We start from the raw sequence: 12489 nt of genomic DNA, 5'->3' as shown, positions 1-12489 counted from the left end.
TGTTAAGCTGCCCAAATCGCCTGCTTGGCAGCCTGCTTGCCGAGATCGTTGCGGATGGTCGGGCCGGCAGCGCGGATCTTCTCGCGCAACCGCACCGGCTCAACGACGCCGTTGACGACATCGGCATCGATCAAATTGACGTCGACCACTTCGTTGACGGCATAGGCCTTGGCACCGATCGCCTCGAGGCGATCCTCGGCCGCCTTGTCATGTGCGAGATCGGCATGGTCCACCGTCTCGGCCCAGCCGCCATCGGCGTACCAGACGGCAATGCCGTCGGTCAGGCGGTTGGCGGTCAGAATCTTCATGACTGAACTCCTTCGGCGACCGAACTGGACGCACCTTCATGCCTGAGTGCCGCGAGCGGCTCGGACCGTTCAAAGTTGGCGCCGGCAACCGCATCGCCGATGATGGTCATGACCGGACCGGAAAGATCGGCGCGCTCTTCCAGCGACGGCAGGTCGGCAAGCGTGCCGTGGAAGCGGCGGCGGTTGGCAAGGCTGGCATTCTCGACGACGGCCACCGCCGTATCCGGCGATAGCCCGGCCTCGATCAGCCGGCCGGCAATCTCGGCCGCCACCGAGCGGCCCATATAGACGGCGACGGTGGCGCCCGAAATAGCGAGCTTGGCCCAGTCGGGCAGCGAATTGCCCTTGAGGTCGTGGCCGGTGGTGAACACCATCGACGAAGAAACCCCGCGCAACGTCAGCGGCAGTTCGAAATCGGCGGCAGCGGCGAAGGCCGCAGTGACGCCCGGAACCACCTCGTAGGCGATGCCGGCATCACGCAGCGCCGCCATCTCTTCGCCAGCCCGGCCGAACACCAGCGGATCGCCCGACTTCAGCCGCACGACACGCTTGCCTTCACGGCCAAGTTCGACCAGCAGCGCATTGATCTGCGCCTGGCTCTTGGTGTGGCAGCCCTTGCGTTTTCCGACCGGCAGGCGTTCGGCATCGCGGCGACCCATGGCAACGACCGCCTCCGGCACCAGCGCGTCATGGACGATGACATCGGCCTCCATCAGCAGACGATGGGCGCGGAGGGTCAGAAGATCCTCGGCGCCCGGACCGGCGCCGACCAGCGCGATGTGGCCGCGAGCCGGCGTGTTCGAACGCAGAAGATCGACGGTGGCGTCATGCGCCTGCGAAAGCTGGCCGGCTTCAGCCGCGCGGGCAGGAGCACCCGTGAAGAAATCATTCCAGAAGCGGCGCCGGGCATTGCCTCTCGGCAGCAGCTTCTCGGCAGTCCCGCGAAACGAAGCGGCAAGCGTTGCCAGCGGCCCGAGCGACGGCGACAGCATGCGGTCGATGCGGCCGCGCAGCATCTGGGCAAGCACCGGCCCGGCGCCCTCGGTACCGATGGCGATGGCGACCGGCGCGCGGTTGACCAGCGCCGGGGTGAAGAAATCGCAGAGCTCAGGCCGATCGACGGCATTGACCGGAATGCCCAGCCGGCGCGCGTCCGCGGCCACGCGCCGATCGAGTGCCTCGTCGCCGCTGGCGGCAAACACCATGACCGCGCCGTCGAGCTGCGACGCGTCGTAAGCGGCGGCAAAATGGTTGGTGCCGGTCTGAGCGATGAAGGCCAAGAGGTCGGGCTCGGCATGTTCGGCGATGATGCGCAAGACCGCGCTCGACTGTCCGATCAGCCGCGCCTTGGCCAGCGCCTCTTCGCCGCCGCCGACGATGGCCACGGCTTGCCCCTCCACTCGCATGAAGACGGGGAAGGCGTTGAGTTTGGGAGCATTGTTCGACATGGGCGCGAGCAGAATCCTGAACAGGCTTGCAGTTCTACGCGCGAGCGCGAGAGATCAGAAGGAACGCACTCGCGCATCCCCTGTCGGGATGCAATCGCTTTTCTGAAAGCATTCCAGCCAAGAGAAAAATATTCCTCATCGGCGGGTGAGGCGGATTCAAGCTCCTGTCGCAGGCCTTGATTTACAGCTCTTTTAGCGCGCGGCGGGAAATGTCGCAAAACAGTTTTTTCTAAATTCTACCAATTTAGTAGATTAAAGCGCCCAGCCCGGATGCCCGAATGTCCAAGCTTATGGGATGCTGGCGGGAACATTACCGGTTCGAGACGCGTTCCCTAAAAAGTCCGTCGCGTCAGACCGAAACCCGGCCGCGGCATGTCACAAGACGCCGGAGCGGCCCAAAAAGGAGCCTTGTCATCATGAGCACAATCAACCTGAAGCATGGCATCTGGGTTTTAGTGGCCGACGGCGAGAAAGCGCTTTTCCTGAGGAATGCCGGCGACAACAAATATCCGAATCTCGAGGTCGTGCAGGAAATCGAACAGGACAACCCGCCCACCCGCGAGCAAGGCAGCGACAGCCCGGGCCGATACAATGATGGTCCCTCGGTGCACCGCAGCGCGGTCGAGGATACGGACTGGCACCGCATCGGCAAGGAGCGTTTCGCCGATGAGATTGCTGACCGGCTCTACAAGCTCGCGCATAGCGGCGAGTTCAAAGAGATCGTGCTTATCGCCCCACCGATGGTGCTTGGGACAATGCGCAAGAAGCTTCACAAGGAAGTCGAGGAGAAAGTGACCGCCGAAATTCCCAAGACACTGACCAACCACGCCCTATTCGAGATCGAGGCCCTGCTGCGGGCAGCCTGATCGTTGTGAGCAAATCGCGACGGACCGAGGCGGAATACCATCGAGAAATTCAAATCGGGGCCGGCGGCCGTCATTGGCAAGTCGTTGGCGGCATTCGTCATCGTCGTTGCCTTCGGCTATCCCCTGGCCACCGCGCTGATGATCTCGGCAAGCCTTGCCCAGATCGGTGAACACTGCTGAGGTATTTTGCCGGGGGCTTCCCGAGTGCCTTCTTGAACATGGTGATGAAGGCCGTGACGGATTCATAACCAAGATCGCCCGAGACTTGCTGCACGCTGGCGCCGGAGGCCAGCTCTCGTATTGCTACGATCAAGTGCAATTGCTGGCGCCAGCGCCCGAAGCTCAGCCCCGTCTCCTTGACCACGAGACGCGCGAGACTGCTCTCGCTCAGCGCAACGCGGTTGGCCCATTCTGACAAGGTGCTGCGGTCGGCAGGATCTTGCGCCAACGCTTCGGCGATCCGCCTCAAGCGCGGCTCGGATGAGATCGGCAGATGCAACTGCTGTACAGGCATGCGCGGCAGCTCGGTAAGCAGGGTCCTGGTCAAAAGCTCATCCCGCGCCTGATCGTCCTGCGCACCATCGGACAGCTCGATGATCAGTTCGCGCAGCAGCGGCGAGATCGAAAGCGTGCAGCACTGGTCCGGCAGATCGGCGGCTCCAGGCTCGATGTACACGAAGAAAATTCGAGCGTTGGCCGTCGCCATATTGCTGTGTTCCATGTTGCCGGGAATCCACACCCCGCAATGAGGCGGCACCATCCATAAGCCGCTGGGGACGTGGCATGTGACACCGCCTCCGAGCGCGAAGACGAGTTGGCCCTTGCGGTGCCGATGGGCGGGTACCTCCGCTCTGGTCTCGGTGACGTCAACGCGCACGGCAATGGCCGGCGCGGAAACCTCATCCACATCGAAATTGAGCCAGGGATAGCGAAGGGGCTGTCTCATGATTGACTGCTTTTAGCGATCAACTGCCTGGATATCTAAATTATTCAAAGAGGAAAATCGATAGGTCCCGCTTGTGAGTGAGCACGTCTGGAGTGCGGGGAGCTTGGTGAAAGGTTCTTCGATCAGCGGCGCCTGCGAACCAGAAGATCGAGGCGTAGCAGCCGCCTGAAGGCTATGCGCCCACCACGCGGCAGGAAGGTATGGCCCATGCTCGCCTTAGTCATCTCTCCCGAAAGTGCCACCAGACTGAGGCTCGTGGAGGTTGCCGAGCCTCAAGCTACCTCGAACGAAGCGCTCGTCTCGGTCCGCGCAACGTCGTTGAACCGCGGCGAATTGCGCCTGCTCGCCATCCGTCCGAACGGCTGGATACCGGGCCAGGACATCGTTGGGGTAGTCGAACGGGCGGCAGCCGATGGCTCCGGGCCAGCCGTGGGCGCCCGGGTTGCGGCTCTGGTCGACCAGGCCGGCTGGGCCGAACGGGTCGCCGTTCCAACCGACCGCCTCGCGATGCTGCCGGATGACGTCAGCTTCGTCTCCGCAGCCACGCTTCCGGTCGCGGGCACGACGGCGCTGCGGACATTGCGCCATGGCGGCGACCTGGCAGGGCAGCAGGTCCTGGTCACCGGCGCAAGCGGTGCGGTCGGTCGTTTCCAGATCCAGATCGCCCGCGCGCAGGGCGCCTCGGTGACCGCGATCGCCGCCGCCCGGCATGCCGAGGATCTCCGAGGTCTTGGAGCCGAGCAGGTTGTCGAGTCGATCGAGTTGGCCAGGGGGCCGTTTTCGCTGATCACCGAATCGGTCGGTGGCCAAAGCCTCGCCCATGCCATCGAACGCGTCGCGCCTGGCGGGACCATCGTCATGTTCGGTTCAAGCAGCGGCGAACTGACGCCCATTGGATTCCGCCAGTTCGTTCCTGATCATGAAGGGGCGAGGCTTCAGACTTTTGCGTACTACACGTCGGGTCCAGGCATTGGCGAGGACATCGCCTCGCTGCTCACGCTGGTCGCGGCTGGCCGGCTCGAAACGCGCGTGGCCTTGACCGTGCCGTGGACAGACATCGCGCAAGCGCTGGACGCACTGCGACAGCGCAGCTTCAGCGGCAAGGCTGTTCTCACCATAGCCGAATGAGCAGTCCACGGCCTGAAGCCGGCCGCTCACACGTGCTGGCCGCCATTGATGTGGATTTCCGAGCCCGTCACATAGGATGCCTGCTGCGAGCACAGGAAGAAGATGATGTCGGCGACTTCCGCCGTGGTGCCAAGGCGTCGCAGCGGGATCGTCTCGACGATCTTGTCCGTGCCCGGCGACAGGATCGCGGTGTCGATCTCGCCTGGCGCGATGGCGTTGACGCGGATGCCGTGCGGGCCGAAATCATGCGCCATCTCGCGCGTCAGCGAGCCAAGTGCGGCCTTCGATGTCGCATAGGCGGTTCCGGCAAAGGGATGCACGCGGGTGCCGGCGATCGAGGTGACGTTGACGATCGAGCCCTTGGCCGCCGCCAATTCCTTGAATAGCCCGCGCGCCAGCATGATCGGCGCGAAGAAATTGACCTGGAACACGTCGCGCCAGACATGCATCGGCGTGTCGATCGAGTCCATGCGGCTGTTGCCGTTCTTGAGCTTGGGCGAAATGCCGGCATTGTTGACCAGCGCATGCAGCTGGCCGCCATGTGCCTCGAGCCGGTGGCGGATTTCCGAAACGGCAATACCGACATCCTCCTGATCGGCAAGGTCGACCTTGATGTGGTCCTCAGGCCCAGCCGGCCACGGGCAATCCTCGGCAAAGGCCTGGCGCGAGCAGGTGATGACGCGCCAGCCCTCGCGCGAAAAACGCTTGACCGTGGCGTGGCCGATTCCGCGGCTGGCGCCGGTCAGCACGATGGTCTTTCTGGTGTCGAGTTCGGTCATTTCAGGGTCTCCGGCCGGCAGATGTAGCCGAACGCCGCCGAGGTGGCGAGAGCCGAAATGTCACCATTCGCCTCATCGCCGGAACCGGGAAGCCAACTCGCCGTTGGTTCGAGAGTTGCGGGTAAGGGGCGTGGGGTTTCAGATCGATCAATCGGGATAGAGCCATGACACAGACAGCACCCCTCGACATCGCCACCGCCTTTACCAAGGCGTGGACAAGCCACGACCTTGAAAAGGCAGCATCCTTTGTCGCCGACGACGTCGTCTTTGATGGGCCGATGCAGCAATCGACCGGTAAGAAATCCTATCTCGAGGGCCTGACCAAACTTTCGCACGACGTTACCGGAGTGCGCATTATCGCCGCCTTTGGTGATGATCGCCAGGCGCTGCTCATGTATGACTTGATGACAAGGTCGTCCGGCGCGCTGTCCTGTGCCAAGCATCTCACCGTCAGAGGCGGCAAGATTCACAGCGACAAACTGACCTTTGACAGCAAGAAGCTGGGTAGCGCCAAGCCACGGGCGAATTAGCCGGCTGGTTCAGCCGCCAAGGAGATCGAGAATCGAGGTCTGCCGCTTCTTGCGCGGACCGCCGACGTCGCCTGGCGGCACCGGGTGCTTGATCGACGCGGTGGCGCCGTCGTCCTCCGGCATGGAAGGGCCATCGGCATCGACGGTCTGGGCGGGACGCACCGCGCGGACCGGTGCCGGCGTCTGGGTGACCGGCGCGGTTGGCCGCGCCTGCTGACCGACGGACGCGGACGGAACCGGCGCCGGCGGCGTGTTGCTTGCCGACGGTATCTCATCGGGCACGACGGTGTCGGCCGGCGTCGATTTCCAGGTGCCGGGCAGCGGCCGCACCGGCACGCCCTCGTGGGCTGCGACCATGAATTCGTGCCAGGCCTGCGCCGGCAGTGCGCCGCCGGTGACCTTCTTCATCGGGCTGCCGTCATCGTTGCCGAACCACACACCGGTGGTGAGGTTGGCGGTGTAGCCGACGAACCAGGCGTCGCGCGAATTCTGGCTGGTGCCGGTCTTGCCGGCGGACGGCCAGGCGAAAGCCGCTTTCCGGGCGGTGCCGATCTCGACCGTGCCGGTCATCATCGAGTTCATCATGCCGACGATCTCGGGCTTGACGACACGCGGCGCGCTGACGCCACCGCTGTCGTAGAGCACCTTGCCCTCGGCGGTCGTCACGCGGCGGATGAAATGGATGTCCGGCTTGTAGCCGCCATTGGCGAAGGGCACATAGGCCGATGTCAGTTCCAGCGGCGTCACTTCCGAAGTGCCGAGCGCGATCGAGGTGTTGGACTGCAGGTCGGACTGGATGCCCATGCGGTGCGCCGCCTCGACAACCGCGTTCGGCCCGACCTCCATGGTCAATTGGGCGGCGACCGAATTCAGCGATTTGGCCAATGCGGTGGCCAGCGTCACCTTGCCAAAATACTTGCCGTGGTAATTGTCGGGCGTCCAGTTGCCGATCTTGATCGGCGCGTCGTTGCGCACGCTGTCGGGTGTGCGGCCGGCTTCAAGGGCTGCCATATAGACGAACGGCTTGAATGCCGAGCCCGGCTGGCGGCGTGCTTCGGATGCGCGATCGAACTGGCTGGTCGAATAGTCGTAGCCGCCGACCATGGCGCGCACCGCGCCGGAATCGTCGATGGACACCAGGACGCCCTGGCTGACGTTGAGCTTCTTGCCGCTTTCGTCGATCAGCCTGCGTATAGACTGTTCGGCGAGCTTCTGCAGGTTCAGGTCGACGGTGCTGTCGACGACGATGTCGCCGCGCACGTCACCGATCAGGTCGGGCAGTTCCTCCATGATGGTGTCGGCGACGTAGTTCTCGGAGCCGGTCCAGTAGGATGGCGCGCGCGTTGCCGGCGCGCTCATCGCCGAGGTCAGTTCCTTGGCGCTGATCTTGCCCTCGTCGCGCATGGCGGCAAGCACCAGTTGCGAGCGTTCCTCGGCGGCCCTGGGGTCACGTGCCGGCGACAACCGCGATGGCGCCTTCAACAGGCCGGCCAGCAATGCGGCCTCCGACAGGGTGACCTCGCGTGCGCTCTTGCCGAAATAGCGGCGCGAGGCCGCTTCGACGCCATAGGCGCCGGAACCGAAATAGACCCGGTTGAGGTACATTTCGAGGATCTGGTCCTTGGTGTGCTTGTGCTCCAGCCACAGCGCCAGCAGCACCTCCTGCACCTTGCGCTCCAGCGTGCGGTCGGGCGTCAGGAACAGGTTCTTGGCCAATTGCTGGGTCAGCGTCGAGCCGCCCTGCGAGAAATGCCCGCCAAGCACGTTGGTCACCATGGCGCGCGACAGACCGATCGGGTCGATGCCGAAATGCGAGTAGAAGCGGCGGTCCTCTATGGCGATGACCGCCTCTGGGATATAGGGCGACATTTCATGCAAGCCGACCGCCTCGCCGCCGCTCATGCCGCGATTGGCGAGCAATTGGCTATCGGCCGAGACGATCTTGATGTTGGGCGCGCGGTCGGGGATCGACCAGGTCGTCGCCGCCGGCATCTTGGCGCCGTAATAGACGACGATGCCGGCCACCGCGATGCCGCCCCAGATGGCGAACACGAAGCACCAGTAGAACAGCCGGCCGAGCGCGCCGAACAGGCCGCGCCGGCTTCCGCCGCGCTTGGCCCGCGATGATTTTCCTTTGGTCGGCTTGCGTTTGGCGGAGGCTTTGCGGTTGCTCGGCACGACGCGATCCTCCTCATTCACCGAAAGGCCCGCCGAGGATCGCGCCTGCGGCGGTCCGTCGAAACTGGGTTCGATGCGGTTGTCTCTGCGGTACGCCATGCGCTGTGCTTGATATCCCCGATGCCTATGGCGCTCCGGTTGAAGAGTAGATGCGGCGATTTAAGGGCGGGTTAAGTCGTGTCCGAATGCCGGCACCTGGGGATTGATCAGCGACGCCAGTGCGAAAAAGGCCAGCGTCTGCTCTTCACAGGTCACAGCCACGACGTTGTTGGACCGATCGATATCGAGACCTTTCGGCCCGCCCTCCTCCGGGCTGGCTCTGCCACGTAGAAAGGTTTCCTCGTCGAGGACGGCAATCGAGCGCGTTGGCGCCCGATTCCCGGTCCAGTCACCGCTGCCGGCATAGACATGTACCATCCGGCTGCCCGCGTCGGCGACGAGGATGTGCCGATCGTCAGCGGTAAAGCGCACGCCGTGCGGATAGCCGGCGTTCCGCAGGACGCCGGCCGGCTCACTGTCCGGTCCAAGCGACGCGGACATCCTGTAGATCTTCACATCCTTGGTGCCGTGGCTGCTGACGGCGATCCACTGGCCATCATGGCTGAGCGCAATGCCGTCCGGTATATCAAGACCGCGCTTCAGAAGCGGCTGATTGCTTGTGGCGCGATAGCCAAGCCAGCGGTTGACCACGTGCCGGGTGACCAGATGCGTGTAGTTGTTGCAGACCAGCAAGGTGACCCGGCCGTGCGACTCGAGCCTGACCGCAATCGAGCCCGGCGAATTCAGTTTGGAAGACCGCCGGCCCTTGACCCGGCGAATGGCCGCAATCTCACGACTTTGGCCAGCCGGTTCTTCACGTGGCAGAGCAAACAGCGCAACCAGCCCATCGCGATTGGCGATCGCCAGGGTGCGGTCATCGACGAAATCGAGGCCATGGATTTCGCCCATGCTGTCGGACGTCAACTCCATGAAATCGTGAAGTGTAACTGCTGGCCCATCAACTCCCGTCTCGACGTCGATGCGCAGGATCAGGCAGCGTCTGCGCGCATATCCCGCGATTGCCAGAAGCCGGTTGTCCGGCGAAAAGCGCAAGTCCTCGGTGCGCCCAATCGCCGAAAGGGCCGGCCGTACCGCTCCGCTGGCTTTGTAAGCGATCCTGGATATCATCGGAAATGCCTGAATCGCGGACCGAAATCCACGTTTTCAATTCTGTTGGATCGAAATACCCTTGTCGTCGATCTTGAGCTCGACGCCCTTCGGCTTGGTCTGCTCGCGGTAGACATAAATGCCGAGCGCGATAACCACGACGACGAGCGCGCCAATGACGAGATAGAGCGTATTCTGTTTCATGGCGCGCTCTTTGCGTTGTCGAGCCTCAGGCTCGTTTCAGGACCTTGACCAGCACCAGCAGGATGATGGCGCCGATGGTGGCGTGGATGATGGAAGCGAGAATGCCGCCGCCGATGGAGAAGCCGAGCCGCGGGAACAGCCAACCGGCGATAAACGCGCCGACGATGCCGACAATGATGTTGCCGATCAGGCCGAAGCCGAAGCCGGAAACGATGAGACCGGCAAGCCAGCCGGCGATGGCACCGATGATGATGAAGACGAGCAGGCTTTCGACACCCATAGAGATTTCCTCCGAGCAAGAGGACGACGGCGGAACGGAAGGCTCCGAATCGCCTCGATTAACGGCTTCAGGCTATTCGAAAGCAGCCGGCCTCGCCAGCGGCCGCTCACCAGAGCAATTCTAGGAAAAGTGTGAAGCGGTTTCCCGGGAAAGGCGCGTAGCGCTTTCCCTGGAGGATTGCGTCAAACAAGGAGTTAGAGCAGCACGCCGTTTCCGTGAAACGGTGAACTGCTCTAATCGTCGTCGTCGCTGGCAGTGGGTCGCCAGCTGGTCGGTTCGACCTTCTTTTGTGTGTCACTGTCTGTGTAGACCCACCAGCCACCGTCGCGATATTGCGCGATGGATTCATTGATGACGCCGTCGCTGTCTTTCCAGGTGACGGAGACCTTGGAGCCGTCGGTCGGCGCGGTCGCTATCGGCTTTCTGTCCGTCATGTCATCCCCTTTGAACCGACGAAGCTGAGCCGACAGAACGCGGCTGCCCGCATCCGGTTCCAAACCCGGCCATTGGAAGGAAACCGCCGCGACGACGGTCAGCTATGGGCGAAGATATCCTCTTCGTCCCAGCCCATCAGATCGAGTTTGGCACGCGTCGGCAGGAAGCGAAAGCAGGCATCGGCCTCCTTTGTCCGCCCATCTCGTGCCAGCCGCCCGGCCAACACATCGCGCAAGCGGTGCAGATAGAGCACGTCGGAAGCCGCATATTCGAGCTGTTCGGGCGACAGGGTTTCGACCGCCCAGTCCGACGATTGCTGCGCCTTGGACAGGCCGACACCGAGAAGCTCGAAGCATATGTCCTTCAGCCCGTGCCGGTCGGTGTAGGTGCGGGTCAGCCGCGAGGCGATCTTGGTGCAAAACACCGGCTCCGGCATCACGCCGAACGCATTGTAGAGCACCGCAAGGTCGAAGCGTCCGTAATGGAACAGCTTGGTCACGCCGCGGTTTCTCAACAGGCTGACGAGGTTCGGCGCTTTTTTTTGCCCCGGCGCGATCTGGATGACATCGGCCGTACCGTCGCCAGGCGAGATCTGCACCACGCACAGCCGGTCACGATGCGGGTTCAGCCCCAGCGTCTCGGTGTCGATGGCCACTGCCCCGACATTGTAATGCGAAAGATCGGGCAGATCATGCTTGTGGAAACGGATGTCGGCCATTGTCTTCTCCGGTCGCGCGTCCCTTGACCCGCAAGGGACGCTGTAGAGCTTTTTGTCTTGTGACCCGTCCTCGCCGCGATCCGCTGAAAAATCAACAGGAAAACTAGAGTCCCGCCGCTCAGCGCGTCAGCGCATCGAGAATCCGCGCCCACGAGCGCTGGCCCTTGTGGAAGGAGCTGAGCTCGTATTTCTCGTTGGGCGAGTGGATGCGGTCGTCGTCGAGGCCGAACCCGACCAACAGCGATTCCATGCCGAGATAGGTCTGGAAATCGCCGACCACAGGGATCGACCCGCCGCTGCCCGTCGTCACCGCCGGCTTCGGCCATTCGTCGGACAGCGCATTCTTGGCCTTGGCCAGGAATGGCGAATCATAGGAAAGCTGGATTGCCGGCGAGCCGCCATGCGGGTGGAATTCGACCGAACAGTCGGCCGGGATGCGCTCCTTGACGAATTTCTGGAACGCGTCGCGGATTTTCTTCGGGTCCTGTTTATGGACGAGGCGAAACGACACCTTCGCCGAGGCTTCCGCCGCGATCACCGTCTTGAAGCCCTTGCCGGTGTAGCCGCCGATAATGCCGTTGAACTCGGCCGTCGGCCGCGCCCAGGTCAATTCCAGCACCGAGCGGCCCTTTTCCCCCGACGGGATCGACAGGCCGACAGGACCGAGGAAAGTCTCGGCCGTCTCGCCAAGCGTTTCCCATGATTTCAGGATTTGCGACGGCGTTTCCTCGACGCCGTCATAGAAGCCGGGAATGGCAATATGGCCATCCTTGTCATGGATATCGGCCAGCACCTTGGCCAATATGCGGATCGGATTGGCGGCAGCGCCGCCATAGAGGCCGGAATGCAGGTCGCGATCGGCGGCCTTTACCGTGATCTCCTCACCGACCAGGCCGCGCAACCCGACGCAGATCGACGGTGTGTCGCGGTCCCACATGCCGGTATCGCAGACCAGCGCGAAATCGGCCTTGAGCTCGTCGGCATTGGCCTCGAGGAACGGCTTCAGCGACGGCGAGCCGGATTCCTCCTCGCCTTCGAACAGGATGGTGATGCGGCAGGGCAAATTGCCGTGCACCTGCTTCCAGGCGCGGCAAGCCTCGACAAAGGTCATCAGCTGGCCCTTGTCGTCGGCCGAGCCGCGTCCGGTGATCACCTTGTGATCCGGGCCGACCTCCTTGACCGCGGGGGCGAACGGGTCGCTTTCCCACAATTCGATCGGGTCTACCGGCTGCACGTCGTAGTGGCCGTAAAACAGCACATGCGGCGAACCGGCCGGACCGTCGTGATGCGCAACCACCATCGGGTGTCCGCGCGTGTCGCGAACGCTGGCATCGAAGCCGATCAGCTTGAGCTCCGCCACCAGCCATTCCGCCGCCTCGCGGCAGTCGGCGGCATAGGCCGGATCGGTGGAGATCGACCTGATCCTGAGCAGGCCGAACAGGCGTTCGAGGCTCTGGTCGAGATTCTTGTCGAGACGGTCGAGAACGGGTGAAACTGCGGACATGTGTGAAGCCTTTCGATTC

General features: G+C 63.1%; 14 protein-coding genes. 3 read left to right on the top strand and 11 right to left on the bottom strand.

Annotated features, from left to right (window positions below; translation table 11 throughout):
• Nucleotides 1-2: 2 nt before the first annotated feature.
• Nucleotides 3-308, bottom strand: a complete 306-nt coding sequence (locus NKH19_RS00280; protein ID WP_352869952.1) for a DUF2849 domain-containing protein — start codon at nt 306-308, stop codon at nt 3-5.
• A complete protein-coding gene (gene cysG, locus NKH19_RS00275) occupies nt 305-1756 on the bottom strand; it encodes a siroheme synthase CysG (protein WP_352869954.1) in 1452 nt (483 codons plus the stop codon). Before cysG ends, NKH19_RS00280 begins: the two co-directional genes overlap by 4 nt.
• Before the next feature lie 416 nt (nt 1757-2172).
• On the opposite strand from cysG, the gene NKH19_RS00270 reads away from it, so the two are divergent.
• Nucleotides 2173-2622: a baeRF12 domain-containing protein gene (locus tag NKH19_RS00270; protein ID WP_352869956.1), complete on the top strand. Its 450-nt coding sequence runs from the start codon at nt 2173-2175 to the stop codon at nt 2620-2622.
• 97 nt (nt 2623-2719) lie between these two features.
• Here the strand turns inward: NKH19_RS00270 and NKH19_RS00265 are convergent, their stop codons facing one another.
• Nucleotides 2720-3568: an AraC family transcriptional regulator gene (locus NKH19_RS00265; protein WP_352869958.1), complete on the bottom strand. Its 849-nt coding sequence runs from the start codon at nt 3566-3568 to the stop codon at nt 2720-2722.
• A 207-nt stretch (nt 3569-3775) separates the two neighbouring features.
• Here NKH19_RS00265 and NKH19_RS00260 point away from each other — a divergent pair, with 207 nt between their 5' ends.
• Nucleotides 3776-4696 (top strand): zinc-binding dehydrogenase, encoded by a 921-nt coding sequence (locus tag NKH19_RS00260; RefSeq protein WP_352869960.1) that lies wholly within the window; start codon nt 3776-3778, stop codon nt 4694-4696.
• 26 nt (nt 4697-4722) lie between these two features.
• Here NKH19_RS00260 and NKH19_RS00255 read toward each other — a convergent pair whose 3' ends face one another.
• Nucleotides 4723-5475: an SDR family NAD(P)-dependent oxidoreductase gene (locus tag NKH19_RS00255; RefSeq protein ID WP_352869962.1), complete on the bottom strand. Its 753-nt coding sequence runs from the start codon at nt 5473-5475 to the stop codon at nt 4723-4725.
• 164 nt (nt 5476-5639) lie between these two features.
• Between NKH19_RS00255 and NKH19_RS00250 the strand changes: the two genes are divergently transcribed.
• Nucleotides 5640-6005 carry a nuclear transport factor 2 family protein gene (locus tag NKH19_RS00250; RefSeq protein WP_352869964.1) on the top strand — a complete coding sequence of 122 codons (366 nt, stop codon included), beginning with the start codon at nt 5640-5642 and terminating at the stop codon, nt 6003-6005.
• A gap of 9 nt (nt 6006-6014) precedes the next feature.
• On the opposite strand, the gene NKH19_RS00245 is transcribed toward NKH19_RS00250, so the two are convergent.
• The 7 genes from NKH19_RS00245 to NKH19_RS00215 form a co-directional block, all read right to left on the bottom strand.
• Nucleotides 6015-8282 (bottom strand): PBP1A family penicillin-binding protein, encoded by a 2268-nt coding sequence (locus NKH19_RS00245; protein ID WP_352869966.1) that lies wholly within the window; start codon nt 8280-8282, stop codon nt 6015-6017.
• A gap of 60 nt (nt 8283-8342) precedes the next feature.
• Complete coding sequence (locus NKH19_RS00240; protein WP_352981547.1) at nt 8343-9350, bottom strand: hypothetical protein; 1008 nt, start codon at nt 9348-9350, stop codon at nt 8343-8345.
• 36 nt (nt 9351-9386) lie between these two features.
• Complete coding sequence (locus tag NKH19_RS00235) at nt 9387-9533, bottom strand: hypothetical protein (protein WP_013529552.1); 147 nt, start codon at nt 9531-9533, stop codon at nt 9387-9389.
• Nucleotides 9534-9558: 25 nt separating this feature from the next.
• Nucleotides 9559-9813, bottom strand: a complete 255-nt coding sequence (locus NKH19_RS00230) for a GlsB/YeaQ/YmgE family stress response membrane protein (protein ID WP_352869970.1) — start codon at nt 9811-9813, stop codon at nt 9559-9561.
• Between the two features lie 233 nt (nt 9814-10046).
• Entirely contained in the window at nt 10047-10247 is a 201-nt protein-coding gene (locus NKH19_RS00225) for a hypothetical protein (protein ID WP_352869972.1), read from the bottom strand.
• Nucleotides 10248-10345: 98 nt separating this feature from the next.
• Nucleotides 10346-10966: a ribonuclease D gene (locus NKH19_RS00220; protein ID WP_352869974.1), complete on the bottom strand. Its 621-nt coding sequence runs from the start codon at nt 10964-10966 to the stop codon at nt 10346-10348.
• 118 nt (nt 10967-11084) lie between these two features.
• Complete coding sequence (locus tag NKH19_RS00215; RefSeq protein ID WP_352869976.1) at nt 11085-12470, bottom strand: M20/M25/M40 family metallo-hydrolase; 1386 nt, start codon at nt 12468-12470, stop codon at nt 11085-11087.
• Nucleotides 12471-12489: the final 19 nt, after the last annotated feature.

This window comes from Mesorhizobium sp. M1338 (assembly GCF_040318045.1).
Classification (GTDB): domain Bacteria; phylum Pseudomonadota; class Alphaproteobacteria; order Rhizobiales; family Rhizobiaceae; genus Mesorhizobium.
Note: the sequence above shows the minus strand (reverse complement) of the source record. Positions and strands in the feature narration are given on the sequence as shown.

What these genes read in the sequence shown, in the direction of transcription:
- NKH19_RS00280 (WP_352869952.1), bottom strand. Translation starts at nt 308, where the DNA reads ATGAAGATTCTGACCGCCAACCGCCTGACCGACGGCATTGCCGTCTGG.
- NKH19_RS00240 (WP_352981547.1), bottom strand. Translation starts at nt 9,350, where the DNA reads ATGATATCCAGGATCGCTTACAAAGCCAGCGGAGCGGTACGGCCGGCC.
- NKH19_RS00265 (WP_352869958.1), bottom strand. Translation starts at nt 3,568, where the DNA reads ATGAGACAGCCCCTTCGCTATCCCTGGCTCAATTTCGATGTGGATGAG.
- NKH19_RS00225 (WP_352869972.1), bottom strand. Translation starts at nt 10,247, where the DNA reads ATGACGGACAGAAAGCCGATAGCGACCGCGCCGACCGACGGCTCCAAG.
- NKH19_RS00250 (WP_352869964.1), top strand. Translation starts at nt 5,640, where the DNA reads ATGACACAGACAGCACCCCTCGACATCGCCACCGCCTTTACCAAGGCG.
- NKH19_RS00270 (WP_352869956.1), top strand. Translation starts at nt 2,173, where the DNA reads ATGAGCACAATCAACCTGAAGCATGGCATCTGGGTTTTAGTGGCCGAC.
- NKH19_RS00220 (WP_352869974.1), bottom strand. Translation starts at nt 10,966, where the DNA reads ATGGCCGACATCCGTTTCCACAAGCATGATCTGCCCGATCTTTCGCAT.
- NKH19_RS00230 (WP_352869970.1), bottom strand. Translation starts at nt 9,813, where the DNA reads ATGGGTGTCGAAAGCCTGCTCGTCTTCATCATCATCGGTGCCATCGCC.
- NKH19_RS00245 (WP_352869966.1), bottom strand. Translation starts at nt 8,282, where the DNA reads ATGGCGTACCGCAGAGACAACCGCATCGAACCCAGTTTCGACGGACCG.
- NKH19_RS00235 (WP_013529552.1), bottom strand. Translation starts at nt 9,533, where the DNA reads ATGAAACAGAATACGCTCTATCTCGTCATTGGCGCGCTCGTCGTCGTG.
- NKH19_RS00255 (WP_352869962.1), bottom strand. Translation starts at nt 5,475, where the DNA reads ATGACCGAACTCGACACCAGAAAGACCATCGTGCTGACCGGCGCCAGC.
- cysG (WP_352869954.1), bottom strand. Translation starts at nt 1,756, where the DNA reads ATGTCGAACAATGCTCCCAAACTCAACGCCTTCCCCGTCTTCATGCGA.
- NKH19_RS00215 (WP_352869976.1), bottom strand. Translation starts at nt 12,470, where the DNA reads ATGTCCGCAGTTTCACCCGTTCTCGACCGTCTCGACAAGAATCTCGAC.
- NKH19_RS00260 (WP_352869960.1), top strand. Translation starts at nt 3,776, where the DNA reads ATGCTCGCCTTAGTCATCTCTCCCGAAAGTGCCACCAGACTGAGGCTC.